Below are 18,307 nucleotides of genomic sequence, written 5' to 3' on the forward strand. Positions count from 1 at the left end.
GGCATCAACGGCCTCACCCCATGGGCACGAGTGAACAACCTGCTTGGAAACGACAGCTAGGCCGCTTCAGGATCAGACTGCGGTGGACGGGGCGAGCCGCATCAGGACCAGCCCGGCGATGATCAGGCCCGCGGCGGCGACCCGCATCGGATGCACGCCCTCGTTCAGCCAGATGACGCCGACCACGAAGGCTCCGACCGCGCCGATACCGGTCCAGACGGTATAGGCTGTGCCCAGGGGCAGGGTCTTCATCGAGATCGACAGCAGGGCGAAACTCATCCCCATGGTCACAAAGGTGATCACGCTGGGCCACAGGCGGGTGAAGCCCGCCGACTGTTTCATGAAATAGGCCCAGACGATTTCCAGCAGTCCGGCAATGACGAGATAGACCCAGGCCATGGCGCGACCCTCCGTTCAAAGGGCCGGGCCGTCCCGGACTTCAAACCCGGTTGCCGGGGGAGGACGTGGCCTCAAGGTCTGTCGGGGGACAGGGCGGCGGCGGTTCACACCGCGCCCGTCACCGGAAATCAGTCTGCGGTCACTTCCGCGGCCTGTTCGGCCAGGATGGTCAGGCCGTCGGCGTTGACGTCGGCGAAGCCGCCGTGGACGTCGAACACGCGCCGCGATACGCCGTCGATGACCGTGACCTGGCCTTCGCGCAGGGCGGTCATGAACGGGGCGTGGTCCGGCAGGACCCCGAAATCACCCTCGACGCCGGCGGCGTCGACCTGGTCGACGAGGCCGTTGAAGACCTCGCGCTCAGGCGACACCAGCGAGAACTGAAGCTTGCCGGCCATGGATCAGGCCGCCTCGGCGGCGAGTTTCTGGGCCTTCTCGACGGCTTCCTCGATGGTGCCGACCATGTAGAAGGCGGCTTCCGGCAGGTGATCGTATTCGCCGGCGACAATGCCCTTGAACGAGCGGATCGTGTCTTCCAGCGACACGAACTTGCCCGGCGAGTTGGTGAACTGCTCGGCCACGAAGAACGGCTGCGACAGGAAGCGGCTGATCTTGCGGGCGCGCGAGACGGTCAGCTTGTCCTCTTCCGACAGCTCGTCCATGCCCAGGATGGCGATGATGTCCTTCAGCGCCTTGTACTGCTGCAGAACCTCCTGGACCGAACGGGCGACGCGGTAGTGCTCCTCGCCGATGACCAGCGGGTCCATGATGCGCGAGGTCGAGTCGAGCGGGTCCACGGCCGGGAAGATGGCCTGGGCGGCGATGTCGCGGTTCAGCACGGTCGTCGCGTCAAGGTGGGCGAACGAGGCGGCCGGGGCCGGGTCGGTCAGGTCGTCGGCGGGGACGTAGATGGCCTGGACCGAGGTGATCGAGCCCTTCTTGGTCGAGGTGATGCGCTCCTGCAGGTTGCCCATCTCGGTGGCCAGCGTCGGCTGATAGCCCACGGCCGAGGGGATGCGGCCCAGCAGCGCCGACACTTCCGAGCCGGCCTGGGTGAAGCGGAAGATGTTGTCGACGAACAGCAGGACGTCCTTGCCCTCTTCGTCGCGGAAATATTCGGCCTGGGCCAGGCCGGTCAGGGCCACGCGGGCACGGGCACCGGGAGGCTCGTTCATCTGGCCGTAGACCAGGGCGCATTTGGAGCCCTCGGTCGAGCCGCCGTTCTTGGCCGGATCCACGTTCACGTTGGACTCGATCATCTCGTGATACAGGTCGTTGCCCTCGCGGGTGCGCTCACCCACGCCGGCCAGCACCGAATAGCCGCCGTAGGCCTTGGCGATGTTGTTGATCAGCTCCTGCATGGTCACGGTCTTGCCCACGCCGGCACCGCCGAACAGGCCGACCTTGCCGCCCTTGGTGAAGGGGCAGATCAGGTCGATGACCTTGATCCCGGTGACGAGGATTTCCGACGAGGTCGACTGCTCCTCGAAGCTCGGGGCCTCGCGGTGGATCGGGCGACGCTCGGTGGTCTTGATCGGGCCGTTCTCGTCGATCGGGTCGCCGACGACGTTCATGATGCGACCCAGCACGCCCGGTCCGACCGGGGCCATGATCGAGGTGCCGGTGTCGGTCACCGGCTGGCCGCGGGTCAGACCCTCGGTGGTGTCCATGGCGATGGTGCGGACCATGTTCTGACCCAGGTGCTGGGCGACTTCCAGAACCAGGCGGAACGGCTTGCCGGTCTTCTGGTCGGTGTTGCTCGTTTCCAGGGCGTTCAGGATGGCCGGCAGAGCCCCCTCGAACTCGACGTCGACGACGGCGCCGATGACCTGGGCGATCTTGCCGGTGCCGGCGGCGCGGACGGCGGCCTTGGTTGCCTTCGGCGCGGCCTTGGCGGCGGCGGGCTTCTTGGCGGCGGATTTCTTGGCGGTGGTGTCGGTCATCGGGTGCGGGTCCGTTGTCGTCGTGTGCGTCGGGATCAGATCAGAGGGCTTCGGCACCGGAGATGATCTCGATCAGCTCCTTGGTGATCTGCGCCTGGCGGGATCGGTTGTACTGAAGGGTGAGGGCGGAAATCATGTCACCGGCGTTGCGCGTGGCGGCGTCCATCGCGCCCATCTGGGCACCGTAGAAGCCGGCCTGGTTCTCATAGAGCGACGCCAGGATCTGGGTGGTGATGTTGCGCGGCAGCAGCGTCTCGAGGATCTCTTCCTCGGACGGCTCATAGTCATAGACGGCCCCGTTCAGGTCGATCGGGGCGGCCCCGCCCTCGACCACGGCCGGGATCAGCTGGCGCGCGGTCGGGACCTGGGCGATGACCGACTGGAAGCGGCTGTAGAACAGGGTGACCACGTCGGCGCGGTCGGCCTCGAACTCGGTCGCGATCAGTTCGGCGATCGGCAGGGCCGACGGCAGGCCGAGGACCTTGTGGTCGCTCAGCTCGAACGTATGGATGATGCGGTCGCCGAACAGGCGGCGCAGGCCGTCACGCGACTTGCGACCCACGGCGACGACGCGCACGTCCTTGCCGGCCTGGACCAGGGTGTTGATCCGGTCGCGGGCCGCACGGACGACATTGGTCGAGAAACCGCCGGCCAGACCCTTGTCGGCCGTGGCGACGATGATCAGGTGGCGCTGGTCCGAACCGGTACCGGCCAGCAGCCGGGGCGCTCCGTCGCCCGACACGCCGGCCGCCAGGTTGGCGATGACGGCGGCCATGCGCGCGGCATAGGGCCGGGCGCTCTCGGCCTGGTCCTGGGCGCGTTTCAGCTTGGCGGCGGCGACCATCTGCATGGCCTTCGTGATCTTCTGCGTCGCCTTGACGCTTCCGATCCGATTCCGCATTTCCTTGAGGCTGGCCATCCGGCGCTACTCTCTCGCTTTCCGGGTCAGGTTCAGGCGAACGTCTTGGCGAAGTCGGTGATGGCGGCCTTCAGTTCGGCCTCCAGCTCTTTCGACAGGGCCTTCTGGGTGCGGATCGCCTCCATCATCGACGCGTGCTTGGAGTGGACCCGGGCCAGAAGCTCGGACTCGAAGCGGCCGATGTCGGACACGGCGACCGTATCGAGGAAGCCGCGCGTGCCGGCGTAGATGGAGACAACCTGCTCCTCGACCGTCAGCGGCGAATACTGCGGCTGCTTCAGCAGCTCGGTCAGGCGCGCGCCGCGGGCCAGCAGACGCTGGGTCGAGGCATCGAGGTCCGAACCGAACTTGGCGAAGGCGGCCATTTCCCGATACTGGGCCAGCTCGCCCTTGATCGAACCGGCGACCTGTTTCATCGCCTTGATCTGGGCCGACGAGCCCACACGCGACACCGAGATGCCGACGTTCACGGCGGGGCGGATGCCCTGGTAGAACAGGTCCGATTCCAGGAAGATCTGGCCGTCGGTGATGGAGATGACGTTGGTCGGGATATAGGCCGACACGTCGTTGGCCTGGGTCTCGATCAGCGGCAGGGCGGTCAGCGAGCCCGAACCGTTGTCCTCGTTCAGCTTGGCCGAACGCTCCAGCAGGCGGCTGTGCAGATAGAAGACGTCGCCCGGATAGGCTTCGCGGCCCGGCGGGCGGCGCAGCAGCAGGGACATCTGGCGATAGGCGACAGCCTGCTTCGACAGATCGTCATAGACGATCAGGCCGTGCATGCCGTTGTCGCGGAAATATTCGCCCATGGCGGTGCCGGCGAACGGGGCCAGGAACTGCAGCGGGGCCGGCTCCGAGGCCGTGGCGGCGACGACGATGGTGTACTCCAGCGCGCCACGCTCCTCGAGCGTCTTGACGATCTGGGCCACGGTCGAGCGCTTCTGCCCGATGGCGACATAGATGCAGTACAGCTTCTCGCCTTCGCTCTTGGCGGCGGCGTTGGTCGTCTTCTGGTTCAGGATGGTGTCGATGGCCACGGCGGTCTTGCCGACCTGGCGGTCACCGATGATCAGCTCGCGCTGGCCGCGACCGACCGGGATCAGGGTGTCGATGGCCTTCAGGCCGGTCTGCATCGGCTCGTGCACCGACTTGCGGGGGATGATGCCCGGGGCCTTGACGTCGACGCGGCGACGCTCGGTGAACTGGATCGGGCCCTTGCCGTCGATCGGCTCGCCCAGCGGGTTGACGACGCGGCCCAGCAGACCCTTGCCGACCGGAACATCCACGATCTCGCCCAGACGGCGGACCTCGTCGCCCTCGGCGATCTGGCTGTCCTGACCGAAGATCACGGCCCCGACGTTGTCGCGTTCGAGGTTCAGGGCCATGCCCTTAACCCCGGCCTTGGGGAATTCGATCATCTCGCCGGCCTGGACATTGTCCAGTCCGTGGATGCGGGCGATGCCGTCACCGACGGACAGAACCTGTCCCACGTCGGACACGTCCGCTTCCACGCCGAAATTGGCGATCTGCGACTTGAGGATGGCCGAAATTTCGGCGGCGCGGATGTCCATGGTGGGCTCTCTGGCTTTCGTCTCTTGGGTCCGGGCCCTCGGGCCCGGTCGTCAATTGGTGTTGGATCAGGCCCGCTTGAGGGCGAACTTCATCTGGTCGAGCTTGGTTTTCAGCGAGGCGTCGAACAGGCGCGAGCCGACCTTCACCTTCAATCCACCCAGCAGCGACGGATCGACGCGGGCGGTCATTTCGGGGTCCTTGCCCAGGGCCGTGGCCAGGGCCGCCTTGATGCTGCGCAGCTGCCCGGCGTCGAGGGCGGCGGCCGAGACGACCTCGGCGGCGACGATGCCGGCCTGTTGCGCATACAGGGCATCAAAGCCTGCAATCACGGCCGGCAGGTCGCCGGCGCGATGGTTCTGGCCGAGCAGGCCAAGGAATTTCACGGTGGTGGCGTCGAATTTGGCCTTTTCAGCCACGGCAACCAGGCCGCGGCGCTGGTCCTCGGCCGAAATCACCGGCGAGCCGGCCAGACGGCGCAGGTCCGCGCTCTCGTCCCAGGCGGCCCGCAGGGCGGCCAGGTCGGCGCGCACCGCCGCGAGACGCCCGGTCTCGCCAGCGAGGTCGAACAGCGCTCTTGCATAGCGCTCGCCGACTTCCGTCGTTCTGAATTCGTCAGCCACTTATTAGGTCCGCCAAAGGGTCAAAGCGTAGATCGAAGCGTTCGGGTCGCGACCGGCGACGAGGTACGTGCCGGTCAAAGGCTTGAAATGCTTAGGAAAGCACGCCAAGGGCCGTTTCGTGAGAAACGCCCCGTGGAAGCCGGGCGCCTGATAGCATGGGCTTTTCCCGCTCGCAACCGACGCGAACGGATCGTCGCTGTCGCGGACGTCCCGAAACGATCAGACATCCGGGATCGGGCCGGGGACCGGACTCCGGGCTGCGTCCCCGCTTGCTGGAAGAACGGTGGCCCGCTACTAGCGCCCAGTCCCACTCAGGAACCTGCCATGTTCGACAGCATCACCCCCCTGTTCTCCGATCCGGCCGCCTGGCTGGCCCTGGTCACCCTGATCGTCATGGAGGTGGTGCTGGGGATCGACAACCTGGTCTTCATCTCGATCCTGTCGAACAAATTGCCCGAAAAGGACCGCCCCCGCGTCCGTCGCATCGGCATCAGCCTGGCCCTGATCATGCGCCTGGGCCTGCTGGCGACGATCGGCTTCATCGTCGCCCTGACCCAGCCGGTCTTCGATCTCGGCCTGAGCGGGCCGATCGAACACGGTGCGCCCCTGTTCGAGACCGCCTTCAGCTGGCGTGACCTGATCCTGATCGCCGGCGGCCTGTTCCTGTTGTGGAAGGCCACCAAGGAAATCCACCACACGGTCGACCCGGCCCCGACATCGGGCTTCCTCGACAAGAAGGACGTGGTCATCACCAACGTCGGCTCGGCCATCTTCCAGATCATCCTGCTGGACCTGGTGTTCTCGGTCGACTCCATCCTGACGGCCGTCGGCATGACCGATCATGTGCCGATCATGATGGCGGCCGTGATCGTCGCGGTGACCGTCATGCTGCTGGCCGCGACGCCGCTGGCCAATTTCATCGACAAGAACCCGACCGTGGTCATGCTGGCCCTGGGCTTCCTGCTGATGATCGGCATGGTGCTGATCGCCGACGGCTTCGGCGTCCATGTGCCCAAGGGCTACATCTATGCCGCCATGGCCTTCTCCGGCCTGGTCGAGGGGCTCAACATGATGGGCCGGGTGGCGGCTGCGAAGAAACATGCGGCCCAGGTTGAGCACCAGGCCGCGCTGAACCGGGCCGAGACCGCCGACCCCGGGGTGTGACCATGCGCACGGCCGGACTGATCCTCGCCCTGCTGCTGGTGCCGGTTGCGGCGCTGGCCCAGCCGCGGACCGCCGCGCCGGCACCGGCCACCATCCCCGTCTACGGATTCGAGATCGTCCGAGAATACCCGCACGACCCCGGGGCCTTCACCCAGGGGCTCGAGTTCCGCAACGGCGAATTGCTGGAAAGCACCGGCAGGTATCCATCGACCGTGCGTCGTGTGCGCCTGGCGGACGGGGTGGTGCTGCAGCGGCGCACCCTGGACGGCCCCTATTTCGGTGAAGGCCTGACCGTCTTCGGCGACCGGGTGCTGACCCTGACCTGGAAGGACGGCAAGGGCTTCGTCTGGGATCCCGACGATCTCGAGCCCCGGGGCGAATTCGCCTACGCCGGCGAAGGCTGGGGCCTGACCCATGACACCGAGCGGCTGATCCTGTCCGACGGCACGCCGGTGCTGCGGTTTCTCGATCCGCAGACCCTGACCGAGATCGGCCGGGTGCCGGTGACCGTCCACGGACAGCCTCTCGCCGGGCTGAACGAGTTGGAATGGGTCGACGGTCAGGTCCTGGCCAATGTCTGGCAGACGGACGTCATCGTCCGGATCGACCCGACCACCGGCCGGGTGAACGGCATCATCGACCTGACCGGCCTGATGCCGGACCGGTCGGGCCTGGATCCGGCCGATGCGGTCCTGAACGGCATTGCCTGGGACGCCGACGGTCGCCGCCTGTTCGTCACCGGCAAGACCTGGCCGACCCTGTTCGAGATCCGGCTGACCGGGCCGCGCTAGCGCGTCAAAGAAAACTATAGGGGTCCACGTCGACGGTCAGGCGCACCGAACCCGGCACCTTCACCCGGGCCAGCCAGGCGCGCAGGAAGCCCTGCAGGTCGACGTCGCGGTCGGCCCGCACCAGCAGCCGCTTGCGCCGCCGCCCGCGGATCAGGCCCAGCGGCGCGTCGGCGGGACCATAGACCTCGAGCCGTTCCGCATTGGGAATGGCCTGGGCCAGGGCCTGGGCCGTGGCCTCGACCGCGACGGCGTTCTCACCTGACAGGATCAACGCCGCCAGCCGGCCATAGGGCGGCAGGGAGGCGGCCTCGCGCTCGGCCAGTTCAGCGGCGACGAAGCCGTCCCGGTCGCCGGCCGCCAGCGCCTGCAGCACCGGATGGTCGGGGGTCCAGGTCTGCAGCAGGGCGCGGCCCGGCCGGTCGGCCCGCCCGGCCCGGCCGGTGGCCTGGGTCAGCAGCTGGAAGGTGCGTTCGGCCGCGCGCAGGTCACCGCCGCGCAGGCCGAGGTCGGCGTCGACCACCCCGACCAGGGTCAGGTTGGGGAAGTTGTGACCCTTGGCCGCGGCCTGGGTGGCCACCAGGATATCGATCTCGCCGGCGACCATGCTCTGGATCAGGGCCCGCGCCGATTTCGCGTCCGGCACGGTGTCCGAACTGAACACGGCGGTGCGCGCCTCGGGGAACAGGGCCCGCACCTCCTCCTCGACCCGCTCGACTCCGGGGCCGACCGCGACCAGGGAGTCCGTGGCCCCGCAGGACGGACAGGCCTTGGGCCGGGCCATGGTGAAACCGGTCAGGTGGCAGACCAGCCGTCCGGTGTAGCGATGCTCGACCAGCCAGCTGTCGGTGTCGGGCGCGGTCAGCCGGTGGCCGCAGGCCCGGCACAGCACCACCGGGGCATAGCCGCGGCGGTTGAGGAACAGCAGACTCTGTTCGCCGCGGGCGAAGGTCTCGCCGATCGCCTCGCGCAGCGGCTGGGACAGCCAGGTCTGGGGGTCGGGCGGGGTCCGGCGCAGGTCCAGCAGCGAGATGTCGGGCAGGACCGCCGTCCCGTGCCGCGCCGCCAGTTTCAGCCAGCCGTAGCGTCCGCCCTCGGCGTTCCACAGCGTTTCCAGCGACGGGGTGGCCGAGGCCAGCACCACCGTCGCCCCCTCGATCCGGGCCCGGGCCACGGCCAGATCCCGGCCGTGATAGACCAGCCCGTCCTCCTGTTTGAACGAGCCGTCGTGCTCCTCGTCGATGACGATCAGCGTCAGGTCCGGATAGGGCAGGAACAGGGCCGAGCGCGCGCCGACCACGATCGAACAGGCACCGGCGGCCACCGCCTCCCACACCCGGCGACGCCGCGGCGGCGACACCCCCGAATGCCATTCGGCCGGGGCTGTGCCGAAGCGCGCCGTGATCCGGGCGATCAGGTCCTGGGTCAGGGCGATCTCGGGCAGCAGGATCAGCACCTGGGCCGCGGGGTCGCGTCTGAGGGTCCGGGCCACCGCCTCCAGATAGGCCTCGGTCTTGCCCGAGCCGGTGACCCCGTCCAGCAGGAAGGGGGCGAACCCCCCCGCCTCCGTGGCCGCCGTGATCGCCGCCGCCGCCGCGGCCTGGTCCGGGTTCAGGGTTGCCGGGGCATGGTCGGGGTCGGGCGCGGCAAAGGCGGTTTCGGCCGTGATCTCGACGGTTTCCAGAACCCCCTCGTCGACCAGACCCTTGATCACCCCGGCCGAGACCCCGGCGGCCCGGGCCAGGTCGGCGGCGGCCAGCATCCTGCCGCCCAGCGCCTCCAGCACCGCCGTCCGCGCCGGGGTGGTCCGGCCCGGCGTCCGGTCGCCGACCCGTTGCACCCGGCGTTCCGGCCGGGGACGCGGCGCGCGCAGGCCCTTCAGGGCCGCGGCGGCCATCTCGCCGGGCGGGCTCAGGGTCCAGCGCGCGGCCCATTCAACGAAATCGACGGTCCGGGGCGGCAGGCGCGGGTCATCGACCCGCCCGGCCACCGCCTTGAGACGCCGGTTTGAGCCCGTCGTCTCGCGCACCTCGGCGACGATGCCGCGGATCAGGCGCGGGCCCAGCGGCACCGTGACCTGGTCACCCCGTTGCAGCGCCAGCGCTTCCGGCACCTCATAGTCAAAGGCTTCCGCCACCGGCAGGGGAATAAGCACGGAGGCGACTTTCACAGGACGCGCCCCTCGGCTAGAACCGGCGACATGAAACTCTTCCTCGACACAGCCGACGTCTCCGTCATCAAGGACATGGTCCCCACGGGCATGGTGGACGGCGTTACCACCAATCCTTCGCTGATCGCCAAATCCGGTCGCAACATCGCCGAGGTCATCGCCGAGATTTGCGCCCTCGTCGAGGGGCCGATCTCGGCCGAGGCCGTGGCCACCGATTTCGAGACCATGGTGCGCGAAGGCGACAAACTGGCCGCCATCGCCCCGAATGTGGTGGTGAAGCTGCCCCTGACCTGGGACGGACTGCGCGCGACGCGGGCCTTCGCCGACAAGGGCATCAAGACCAATGTCACCCTGTGTTTCTCGGCCGCCCAGGCGATGCTGGCCGCCAAGGCCGGGGCCACCTTCGTCTCGCCCTTCGTCGGCCGGCTGGAAGACGTCGGGGCCGACGGCATCGGCCTGCTGGAAGAGATTCGTACCCTGTTCGACATCCATGATTTCGACACCGAGATCCTCGCCGCCTCGCTGCGCAATCCCGAGCAGGTCACGGCCGCCGCCCTGACCGGGGCCGACGCCGCCACCCTGCCCGCCGACACCTTCAAGGCCCTGATCAAGCACCCGTTAACCGACAAGGGTCTTGATGCCTTCCTGGCGGACTGGGGCAAGACCGGTCAGTCAATTCTGTAACCTCGCCCCTGACGGGGTTCCCGGGAGTGGTCTTGTTGAACGGTTCGCCTGATCTGTTTCCGGACGTCGAGACCGATGCGCCGCACTGGCCGGAAATCCGGACCTGGCTGCAGGCCCATCCGCAATTCCTGCTCGACGACCGCTCCCTGCTGGAAGAGATCGGGCTGAAGCCGCACGGTCGCAACGTGGTCGAATTCGGCCGCGCCGCCCTGACCCGGCTGGAGGCCGCGGCCGAGCGCGAGGCTGACGCCCGCAAGCGCATCGAGGCGGTGGCCCGCGCCAATTTCGCCGCCCAGACCCAGACCCATGTCGCCGCCCTCGACCTGCTGGAGGCGCGCAATCCGTCGGACCTCGCGCGTCGGCTCGACGCCGTGGCCCAGGGCCGTTTCGGTCTGGCCGGGGCCGTCATCGCCGTGGAAAAGCCGGGGGCGGTGCCGTTCGGCTGGCGCAGCCTCGAGGCCGGTGCCGTCGACGGCCTGCTGGGCGAGCACGGCCTGACCTGGCTCGGTCCCGATTTCGACGGCCTCGACCTGTTCACCGCTCCCGAGGCCGGGGTGAAGTCGGTCGCCCTGATCCGCATGACCCCGCATTTCCCGGGGGCCGACGCCGGCAGCCGCCCGGCCCTGTGCGCCTTTGCCTCACCGGAAGACGACGGCTTCACGCCGGAGATGGGTTGCGAACTGGTGGCCTTCATCGCCCGGGTCGTCGAGCGCACGGCCGAACGATGGCCCATCCTGAACTGACCGCCGCCGCCGCCCTGTCGGCCTGGCTCGCGCACCTGGCCCACGAACGCCGGCTGTCGCCCCGGACCCTGGAGGCCTACGGTCACATCGGGCGGCACTATCTGGCCTTTCTCGAACGCCACCGCGGCGGGCCGCAGGGTCTCGCCGACCTCGGAACGGTCAGCGCCGCCGAGATCCGTGCCCATCTGGCCGATCGGCGCGGCGGCGACCATCCGCTGAACGCCCGCTCGCTGAGCCAGACGCTGTCGGCGATCCGGACCTTTCACGGCTTTCTCGACCGGCGGCTCGACACCCCGTCGCCGATGGTGGCCCTGGTGCGCGGTCCGCGCGTCAAGCCGACCCTGCCGCGCCCGATCACCGAGGACCAGGCCCGCGGCCTGCTGCAGGAACCCGAAACCGATCCCGACCTGCCCCCATGGGAGGCGGCGCGCGACCGGGCCGTGCTGACGCTGCTGTACGGCTGTGGCCTGCGGATATCCGAGGGCCTGTCGCTGACCCGGGCCGACGCCCCGGTGCCCGGGACGCTGCGCATCACCGGCAAGGGCGGCAAGACGCGGCTGGTGCCGGTCCTGCCGGCGGTGCGGAAGGCGATCGACGCCTATCTGGCCCTGCTGCCGTTTCCGCTGCAGCCGTCCGACGCCCTGTTCCGGGCGCGCCGCGGCGGGCCGCTGAGCCCGCGCCAGGTCCAGGCCTCGGTCCAGATCCTGCGCGGCCGGCTGGGCCTGCCCGACAGCGCCACGCCACACGCCCTGCGCCACAGCTTCGCCACCCATCTGCTGGGGGCCGGGGCCGACCTGCGCATCATCCAGGAACTGCTGGGGCACGCCAGCCTGTCGACGACCCAGAAATATACGGCGGTCGACGCCGCCCACCTGCTGGGTGCCTATTCGGCCGCCCACCCGCGCCGCTGACCGCCGCCGATTCGCCAAGGCACGGAAACCCTGCCTAACATGACGATCCAAGCCATCGGGGAGTCCGCTCTGACCGCTGATCGTACGCCAGGCCCAGACCGCAGGCTTCTGCTCGCCGGGATCGGCGCGACGCTGGCAGGTTTCGGTGGCTCATCCGTGGCCGCACAGGACAACGGGCTCCAGGACACCGCGCCCCTGGCGCCCGGGCCGGATGTCGCCGAGATCCGCCTGCTGACCAATCTGTTCAACCGGGTCGGGGCCCGGGTCTATATCGACGGTCAGGGACCGTTCGTCTTCGTCATCGACACCGGGGCGGGCACGACCTCGATCGCCGATACGGTCGCCGATCGCCTGGGCCTGCCGGCGGGTGATCCGGTGCTGGTCCACGGGATCACCGAAGCGGCGATGGCCCGCACGGTCCAGGTCGAGCGCCTGGAACTCAGCGGCATGGGCTTTTCACGGCTTCAGTGCCCGGTGTTCCAGCGGAACCAGCTGGGCGCGGACGGCCTGATCGGCCTCGACGTGCTGAGCCGTTTCCGGCTGAGGTTCGACGTGGCGCGCCGCACCGCCACCCTGACCCTGCGCGGAGTCCGTATCGTCTCGGGCGGCGACGTCCAGACCGGCTCGCGCATTCGCCGCGGTCGCATGCATACGATCCGCGGGCGCTATGGTCAGCTGGTGCTGACCCAGGTGCAGGTCGACGGCCAGATGGCGGCAGCCTTCGTCGACAGCGGGGCCCAGTATTCGATCGGCAACCTGGCCTTGAGCCGCGCCATCTCGGCCCGCCATCCGGACCGGCGGCGCGCGCCCCGCCCGGTGCCGGTCTATGGCGTGACCGGGCAGCGTCTGAACGCGGACCTGCTGCAGGTCGACGACCTGCGGCTGGGCCTGACCCGGCTGGGTCCGACGCCGCTGCTGTTCGCCGATCTGCACGCGTTCGAGACCCTCGAGATGGCGGATCGACCGGCCCTGCTGCTCGGGGCCGACGTGCTCAGCCGCTTCAGCGAGGTGACGCTGGACTTCCCGGACAATGCCGTGGCCTTCACCGGTCGACGACCGCCCTCGACCCGCGCCGTGAACCGGCCGGAAGGCTAGGGCGCAACCGGTTGCGTCGGACGGGGTCCCGGCGCCGCCGATCAGGCCTGCATGGTCCAGTTCTCGACGCCCATGGCCGCCTGTTTGACCGCTTCGGACCGGGTCGGATGGGCGTGGCTGGTCCGGGCGATGTCTTCCGACGCCCCGCCGAAGGCCATGGCGATACAGGCTTCGCCGATCATCTCGCCGGCCTGGGGCCCGAGGATATGCACCCCCAGGATCCGGTCCGTGGTCGCGTCAGCCAGCACCTTGGCATAGCCTTCGGTCTCGTGGTTGATCTTGGCGCGGCTGTTGGCGCTGAACGGGAATTTGCCGACCTTGTAGGCGACGCCGTCGGCCTTCAGCTGGTCCTCGCTCTGGCCGACCCAGGCCACTTCCGGATAGGTGTAGACCACGCTCGGCACCAGATTGTAGTCGACGTGCCCGGCCTTGCCGGCGATCAGTTCGATGACCGCGACCGCGTCCTCCTCGGCCTTGTGCGCCAGCATCGGACCGGTGGTGACGTCGCCGATGACCCAGACCCCGTCCTTGCCGGTGCGGAAATGGTCATTGCCGATCACACCGCGCTTGTCGGGTGCGATGCCGACCGTCTCGAGACCCAGGCCTTCCGTGTACGGACGGCGGCCGATGGCGACCAGGACGACGTCGCCCTTCAGCGTCTCGGCGGCCCCGCCGGCGGCCGGCTCGACGGTCAGCTCGACCCCGTCCTTGCCCGACTTGGCGGCGGTGACTTTCGACCCCAGCTTGAAGGTCATGCCCTGTTTGGTCAGGACGCGCTGGAAGGCCTTGGCCAGGTCGCTGTCCATGCCGGGGCTGATGCGCGGCAGATATTCGACCACCGTGACCTGGGCCCCGAGGCGACGCCACACCGACCCCAGCTCCAGGCCGATGATGCCGGCCCCGATGACGATCAGGTGTTTCGGCACCGCCGACAGCGACAGGCCGCCGGTCGAATCGATGACCTTGCCCGCCTCGAAGGCGACGCCCGGCAGCGGGGTCGGCTCCGAGCCGGTGGCGATGACGATGTTCTTGCCCGACAGGGTGGAGGTCTTGCCGTCGGCGGCGGTGACCTCGACCCGGCCCGGCCCGGTGATGCGCCCGCGACCGCGAACCCAGTCGACCTTGTTCTTCTTGAACAGGAATTCGATGCCCTTGGTCAGGGCCTCCACGCTTTCGGCCTTCTGTTTCATCATCTGGACCAGGTTCAGCTTCGGACTGACCTCGATACCCAGGGTGGCGAATTCGGAACCGGCGGCCTCGTACATCTCCGAGGCGTGGAGCAGGGCCTTGGAGGGCATGCAGCCGACGTTGAGGCAGGTCCCGCCCAGCGTGTCGCGCATCTCGATACAGGCGGCGGTCATCCCCAGCTGGCCGGCGCGGATCGCGGCATTGTAGCCACCCGGTCCGCCACCGATGATGATGACGTCATACGAAGGGGCTTCAGCCATGAAATCCTCTGGGTCTCGTGCGGGCGCGGGGGGAGCGCGCGGAAACTAGCGTCCGCCCTGTCGGCGTCAACCGTCGCCACCGATATAGGTGCGCCCGCAGCGATCAAACAGGGTTGCGCCGCGCAAAAGCTCCGGCGTCCGGCTCAGATCGTCAGCTGGCCCGGTGTCCGGTGCCGCCGCCGGCGACGGCTGACCACGACGATGAGCCCGCCCAGCACCAGCAGGGCCCCCAGGACCAGCCAGGTCGGATCGATCCCGAGACCGGAGGTCGCCGGTCCCACGGCCTCGGCCGACCGGGCGGCGATCTCGCCCCCCGCGCGCCCACCGTCGAGCGCCAGGCGCAGGGCGGCGTCAGCGATGAAGCCGAGGAAATAGGCGATCGCCGCCTTGGGGTTGCCGGACCCCAGCATCAGGGCCGCGACCAGATACAGGACCGCCGCCGCGATCCACAGGACCGCCGTGGGCAGGCCTTGGGATCCAGCCTCTGCCCCGGCCCGCATCGAGGCGGCGCCGGGCGAGGCACCTTCGAGGAAGGGGGACACGATCGGCCAAACCAGCCAGCCGGCGTAGGCGAGGACGACGAGCACGAGGATGAAGCGCAGCAGTTTCATGGTTGAACCTCCCGTTTCGGGACAAGGCTAACCACTGTTTCGGGATCGAGGCCAGAGCCGGCCCCCTGGACGTCAGGGGGCGGCGGGCAGGGTGATGGCGACCTCGGCACCGTCACCGGGCCGGCTGTCGATCGACAGAATGCCGCCCGACTGACGCGCGAAGGCATAGGCCTGGGACAGACCCAGACCGGCGGCCCCGTCCTTGGTGGTAAAGAAGGGTTCGACCGCGCGGGCCGCCAGTTCGGCGTCCATGCCGGGACCGGAATCCCGCACACTCAACCGGACGCCCCCCTCCATCAGGGCCTCCAGCCGCACCGCCACCGAGCCCTGGCCGCCCACCGCCTCGATCGCATTGGCCAGCAGGGCCCGGACCGCGCCGTCGAAGGCGACCGGATCGAGCCGGACCTGGACCGCTTCCGAGGGCCCCTCGATCATCAGGTCGATGCCCGGCCCGGCCTCGTCACGCAGCTTGCCCTCGAGGCCGCGCAGCAGCACGCCGGCGTCCAGAACCTGCAGGACCGGCGAATCGTCGCCCTGGGAGAAGGCGGTCAGCCGCCGCGTCAGCAACTCGCCCTTGCGGCCGGCCGCCAGCGCCGCCTGGCCCAGTCGCCGGATCCGGCCCGGGTCGTCGGCCTGGCGCAGCATCATGTCCAGGGCACCGGTCATCACACCGAGCAGGGCGTTGAAATCGTGCGCCACGCCGCCGGTCAGCCGGCCGACGCTCTCCATGCGCCGCCCGCCTTCCAGCTCGGCCCGGGCGTCCGCTTCGGCCTTCACGGCCGCGGCGCGGGCGGTCTCGGCCTCGGCCCGTGCCTGTTCGGCCTCCTGGCGGGCGGCCGCGGCCTGGGCGACCAGGGCGGCCTCGCGGTCGGCGGCTTCGGCGGTGACGATCTCGACCATCGCGGCCGCGGCCGCGGCTTCGGCCGCCGCCGCCCCGGCGTCCGTCGTGTCGCTGGTATCGGCCCGCTCACCGGCCAGCAGCACGGCATCCGGCACCCCGGCCGCGTCGACCAGCGGCAGCAGGGACCAGCGGATCGGGTGATCCGTGCCCGCTCCGGACAGGATGGAGTCGTTGACCTCGGTGCCGGGCGTCAGCGCCGCCTGCAACAGATCGCGCGCGGCCGACCGTTCGTCCGCCTCCAGGAAGACGTCGACAAAGGGTCGCCCGGTCAGCGCGTCCGCCGCGTCGACCACGCCGAGGGCCGTCCGGTTGGCTTCGCGGATGCGGCCGTCGGCGTCGATCACCACCAGGGCGCTGGAAGCGGCCTCGAACACCCGCCGGGTCAGCGGATCCGTCGGCGCGACCGGCACCTCGATCATCTCGACCGGAGCCGGCTCCGGCTGGGTCAGGCTTTCGGTCTCGACGATGGCGGCGATCGAGCCGGTCACGTCGCCGCGCGCGTCCTCGATCGGCATGGCCGTGACCGACACCAGCATCTTGCGACGGGTCGCGGGGTTGGCCATCAGGTGCTGGAAACCCTTGACCGTCTGGCCACGCAGGGCCCGGGCACTGGGCAGCAGGTCCGGCGGCACCGGACGGCCGTCCGGATAGGTGATGCCCCAGGTGGCGGAATGAAAGCGCAGGCCGATCAGTTCGGCGTCGCGCCGCCCCAGCAGCTGATGGGCGGCCCGGTTGGCAAAGACGAATTTGCCGGCCCGGTCGGTCTCGACCAGGGCAACGGGGATGGCGTTCAAGGTTTCCATCAACCGCCGGTCGGCGGCGTCGGCGACCTTCTGGACCATGTCCAGCTGGTCACTGGTGCTGACGTGCCGCACGCGGTGGGTCAGGGCGAACCAGAGGGAGACCAGGGTGATTGCGGCCAGCACGGCACATGTGCCGCCCAACAGCAGAACCCAGTTCACCTCACCTTCCATGAACATGCGCGATCCGTCCCAAAGTGGCGCCCTGCGCGCCTCGTCCGCGACACCTTGCAAGAGGCGAACCGCAGGATTGTGGCACCCCGGTGAAGCGAGTCGCCGTCGCGGCCACGACCGGCGTCGGGATCAGGCGTCGAAGGCGCTGACTGGTCCCGAAAAAATCAATCGGGACAACCGGTCGGGGCGGGTCGCGACGCTGGCGCGCGATCGCCGCGCGGGTGCCCGCGCCCGAACAGGAAGGTCTCGACTGGAGCGGGCGAAGAGATTCGAACTCTCGACCCCAACCTTGGCAAGGTTGTGCTCTACCACTGAGCTACGCCCGCACTCCGCGACGGGCCCTGCACGGGCGATCCGTCTCGTCGAGAGGCGGGCGTATAGCGGACACCCCCGCCCCCTCGCAAGCCCCTTTATGCGTTTCGCCGCGATCCGATGGCTTCATCGTCTCGGCTCCTGGCGGTCCACGGGCGACGCGGCGCTCATGTCGGGAGCGACCGCGTCGCGACCATAGCGCCCAAAAGGGAGCCGATGGCCCGGGTGATCAGCGCGGGGCCAGCCGGATCGCCCCGTCCAGTCGGATGCATTCGCCGTTGATGTAGACATTGCGCACCAGTTCCAGCACCAGCGACGCATAGTCGGCGGGGGTGCCCAGCCGGCTGGGAAAGGGGATGGCGGCGGCCAGGGCGTCCTGAACCTTCTGGTCCATGCCGGCCATCATCGGCGTCCACATGATGCCGGGCAGGATGGTGTTCACCCGGATACCTTCCTGGGCCAGGTCGCGGGCGACCGGCAGGGTCATGGCGTAGACACCGCCCTTGGAGGCCGCATAGGCCGCCTGGCCGATCTGGCCGTCCTGGGCGGCGACCGAGGCGGTGTTGACCACCAGGCCGCGCTCGCCGTCGACCATGGGCTCCAGCGTCATCATGCCGGCCGCCGACTGGCTCAGCACCCGGAAGGTGCCGAACAGGTTGATGCGCACGGTCCGCTCGAACGCCGCCATGTCGTGGGCGCGGATCTCGCCGGTGTCGCGTTTGCGCGAGACGGTCTTCTGGCCGATGGCGATCCCGGCACAGTTCACGGTCAGACGCTCCTGGCCATGGGCGGCACGGGCCTTCGCAAAGGCGGCGGCGACGTCCTCGTCCGAGGTGACGTCGACCTTGCAGAAGACGCCACCGATCTCCTGGGCGATCGCCTCGCCTTTTTCCTCGTTGAGATCGAACAGGGCCACCTTCGCGCCCGTGGCGGCGATGGCGCGCGCGGTACCTTCGCCCAGACCGGAGGCCCCGCCGGTCACCACGGCCGCGATCGAACTGTCGAGTTTCATGGCCGGAGCCCCTATATTGGAATGAACGAATGCGTATCGCGGGG

The 18,307-nt window shown here is 69.1% G+C and carries 17 protein-coding genes and 1 tRNA gene; 6 read left to right on the top strand and 12 right to left on the bottom strand.

Annotated features, from left to right (window positions below; genetic code table 11):
* Positions 1-72: 72 nt before the first annotated feature.
* The 6 genes from AACZ75_RS14650 to AACZ75_RS14675 all read right to left on the bottom strand — a co-directional run bounded on the left by AACZ75_RS14650 (position 73) and on the right by AACZ75_RS14675 (position 5,450).
* Positions 73-399 carry a multidrug efflux SMR transporter gene (locus tag AACZ75_RS14650; protein WP_339873845.1) on the bottom strand — a complete coding sequence of 109 codons (327 nt, stop codon included), beginning with the start codon at positions 397-399 and terminating at the stop codon, positions 73-75.
* 128 nt (positions 400-527) lie between these two features.
* Positions 528-797, bottom strand: coding sequence for an ATP synthase F1 subunit epsilon (locus AACZ75_RS14655; protein WP_339873847.1), 270 nt, complete (start codon positions 795-797; stop codon positions 528-530).
* Between the two features lie 3 nt (positions 798-800).
* Entirely contained in the window at positions 801-2,342 is a 1,542-nt protein-coding gene (gene atpD / locus AACZ75_RS14660; RefSeq protein WP_339873848.1) for a F0F1 ATP synthase subunit beta, read from the bottom strand.
* Positions 2,343-2,382: 40 nt separating this feature from the next.
* Positions 2,383-3,261 carry a F0F1 ATP synthase subunit gamma gene (locus AACZ75_RS14665; protein WP_339873850.1) on the bottom strand — a complete coding sequence of 293 codons (879 nt, stop codon included), beginning with the start codon at positions 3,259-3,261 and terminating at the stop codon, positions 2,383-2,385.
* A 32-nt stretch (positions 3,262-3,293) separates the two neighbouring features.
* Positions 3,294-4,829 (bottom strand): F0F1 ATP synthase subunit alpha, encoded by a 1,536-nt coding sequence (atpA, locus tag AACZ75_RS14670; protein WP_339873851.1) that lies wholly within the window; start codon positions 4,827-4,829, stop codon positions 3,294-3,296.
* A gap of 66 nt (positions 4,830-4,895) precedes the next feature.
* Entirely contained in the window at positions 4,896-5,450 is a 555-nt protein-coding gene (locus AACZ75_RS14675; RefSeq protein ID WP_339873852.1) for a F0F1 ATP synthase subunit delta, read from the bottom strand.
* A gap of 324 nt (positions 5,451-5,774) precedes the next feature.
* Between AACZ75_RS14675 and AACZ75_RS14680 the strand changes: the two genes are divergently transcribed.
* Complete coding sequence (locus tag AACZ75_RS14680; RefSeq protein ID WP_339873853.1) at positions 5,775-6,614, top strand: TerC family protein; 840 nt, start codon at positions 5,775-5,777, stop codon at positions 6,612-6,614.
* A 2-nt stretch (positions 6,615-6,616) separates the two neighbouring features.
* Positions 6,617-7,405, top strand: a complete 789-nt coding sequence (locus tag AACZ75_RS14685; protein WP_339873854.1) for a glutaminyl-peptide cyclotransferase — start codon at positions 6,617-6,619, stop codon at positions 7,403-7,405.
* A 4-nt stretch (positions 7,406-7,409) separates the two neighbouring features.
* On the opposite strand, the gene AACZ75_RS14690 is transcribed toward AACZ75_RS14685, so the two are convergent.
* Positions 7,410-9,572 carry a primosomal protein N' gene (locus AACZ75_RS14690; RefSeq protein ID WP_339873856.1) on the bottom strand — a complete coding sequence of 721 codons (2,163 nt, stop codon included), beginning with the start codon at positions 9,570-9,572 and terminating at the stop codon, positions 7,410-7,412.
* A 30-nt stretch (positions 9,573-9,602) separates the two neighbouring features.
* Here AACZ75_RS14690 and fsa point away from each other — a divergent pair, with 30 nt between their 5' ends.
* The 4 genes from fsa to AACZ75_RS14710 are packed head-to-tail and all read left to right on the top strand — an operon-like array spanning position 9,603 to position 13,005.
* Positions 9,603-10,256: a fructose-6-phosphate aldolase gene (gene fsa / locus AACZ75_RS14695; RefSeq protein WP_339873857.1), complete on the top strand. Its 654-nt coding sequence runs from the start codon at positions 9,603-9,605 to the stop codon at positions 10,254-10,256.
* A 35-nt stretch (positions 10,257-10,291) separates the two neighbouring features.
* Entirely contained in the window at positions 10,292-10,999 is a 708-nt protein-coding gene (locus AACZ75_RS14700; protein WP_339873859.1) for a DUF484 family protein, read from the top strand.
* Positions 10,981-11,910, top strand: coding sequence for a tyrosine recombinase XerC (locus tag AACZ75_RS14705; RefSeq protein WP_339873860.1), 930 nt, complete (start codon positions 10,981-10,983; stop codon positions 11,908-11,910). Before AACZ75_RS14700 ends, AACZ75_RS14705 begins: the two co-directional genes overlap by 19 nt.
* A 39-nt stretch (positions 11,911-11,949) precedes the next feature.
* Complete coding sequence (locus AACZ75_RS14710) at positions 11,950-13,005, top strand: aspartyl protease family protein (protein ID WP_339873861.1); 1,056 nt, start codon at positions 11,950-11,952, stop codon at positions 13,003-13,005.
* Between the two features lie 41 nt (positions 13,006-13,046).
* Here the strand turns inward: AACZ75_RS14710 and lpdA are convergent, their stop codons facing one another.
* From lpdA to AACZ75_RS14735, 5 genes are all read right to left on the bottom strand, one after another.
* Positions 13,047-14,453, bottom strand: coding sequence for a dihydrolipoyl dehydrogenase (gene lpdA / locus AACZ75_RS14715; RefSeq protein WP_339873862.1), 1,407 nt, complete (start codon positions 14,451-14,453; stop codon positions 13,047-13,049).
* 143 nt (positions 14,454-14,596) lie between these two features.
* Positions 14,597-15,064, bottom strand: coding sequence for an LPXTG cell wall anchor domain-containing protein (locus tag AACZ75_RS14720; RefSeq protein WP_339873863.1), 468 nt, complete (start codon positions 15,062-15,064; stop codon positions 14,597-14,599).
* A 72-nt stretch (positions 15,065-15,136) separates the two neighbouring features.
* Entirely contained in the window at positions 15,137-16,945 is a 1,809-nt protein-coding gene (locus AACZ75_RS14725; protein ID WP_339873865.1) for a PAS domain-containing protein, read from the bottom strand.
* 245 nt (positions 16,946-17,190) lie between these two features.
* Positions 17,191-17,265: transfer RNA gene (locus AACZ75_RS14730), tRNA-Gly, on the bottom strand.
* Between the two features lie 215 nt (positions 17,266-17,480).
* Positions 17,481-18,263 carry an SDR family NAD(P)-dependent oxidoreductase gene (locus AACZ75_RS14735; protein ID WP_339873867.1) on the bottom strand — a complete coding sequence of 261 codons (783 nt, stop codon included), beginning with the start codon at positions 18,261-18,263 and terminating at the stop codon, positions 17,481-17,483.
* Positions 18,264-18,307: the final 44 nt, after the last annotated feature.

The sequence above is a fragment of the uncultured Brevundimonas sp. genome (genome assembly GCF_963975535.1).
Lineage (GTDB): Bacteria > Pseudomonadota > Alphaproteobacteria > Caulobacterales > Caulobacteraceae > Brevundimonas.

What these genes read in the sequence shown, in the direction of transcription:
- AACZ75_RS14705 (WP_339873860.1), top strand. Translation starts at nt 10,981, where the DNA reads ATGGCCCATCCTGAACTGACCGCCGCCGCCGCCCTGTCGGCCTGGCTC.
- AACZ75_RS14680 (WP_339873853.1), top strand. Translation starts at nt 5,775, where the DNA reads ATGTTCGACAGCATCACCCCCCTGTTCTCCGATCCGGCCGCCTGGCTG.
- AACZ75_RS14650 (WP_339873845.1), bottom strand. Translation starts at nt 399, where the DNA reads ATGGCCTGGGTCTATCTCGTCATTGCCGGACTGCTGGAAATCGTCTGG.
- AACZ75_RS14655 (WP_339873847.1), bottom strand. Translation starts at nt 797, where the DNA reads ATGGCCGGCAAGCTTCAGTTCTCGCTGGTGTCGCCTGAGCGCGAGGTC.
- AACZ75_RS14725 (WP_339873865.1), bottom strand. Translation starts at nt 16,945, where the DNA reads ATGTTCATGGAAGGTGAGGTGAACTGGGTTCTGCTGTTGGGCGGCACA.
- AACZ75_RS14710 (WP_339873861.1), top strand. Translation starts at nt 11,950, where the DNA reads ATGACGATCCAAGCCATCGGGGAGTCCGCTCTGACCGCTGATCGTACG.
- atpA (WP_339873851.1), bottom strand. Translation starts at nt 4,829, where the DNA reads ATGGACATCCGCGCCGCCGAAATTTCGGCCATCCTCAAGTCGCAGATC.
- fsa (WP_339873857.1), top strand. Translation starts at nt 9,603, where the DNA reads ATGAAACTCTTCCTCGACACAGCCGACGTCTCCGTCATCAAGGACATG.
- lpdA (WP_339873862.1), bottom strand. Translation starts at nt 14,453, where the DNA reads ATGGCTGAAGCCCCTTCGTATGACGTCATCATCATCGGTGGCGGACCG.
- AACZ75_RS14685 (WP_339873854.1), top strand. Translation starts at nt 6,617, where the DNA reads ATGCGCACGGCCGGACTGATCCTCGCCCTGCTGCTGGTGCCGGTTGCG.
- AACZ75_RS14735 (WP_339873867.1), bottom strand. Translation starts at nt 18,263, where the DNA reads ATGAAACTCGACAGTTCGATCGCGGCCGTGGTGACCGGCGGGGCCTCC.
- atpD (WP_339873848.1), bottom strand. Translation starts at nt 2,342, where the DNA reads ATGACCGACACCACCGCCAAGAAATCCGCCGCCAAGAAGCCCGCCGCC.
- AACZ75_RS14720 (WP_339873863.1), bottom strand. Translation starts at nt 15,064, where the DNA reads ATGAAACTGCTGCGCTTCATCCTCGTGCTCGTCGTCCTCGCCTACGCC.
- AACZ75_RS14665 (WP_339873850.1), bottom strand. Translation starts at nt 3,261, where the DNA reads ATGGCCAGCCTCAAGGAAATGCGGAATCGGATCGGAAGCGTCAAGGCG.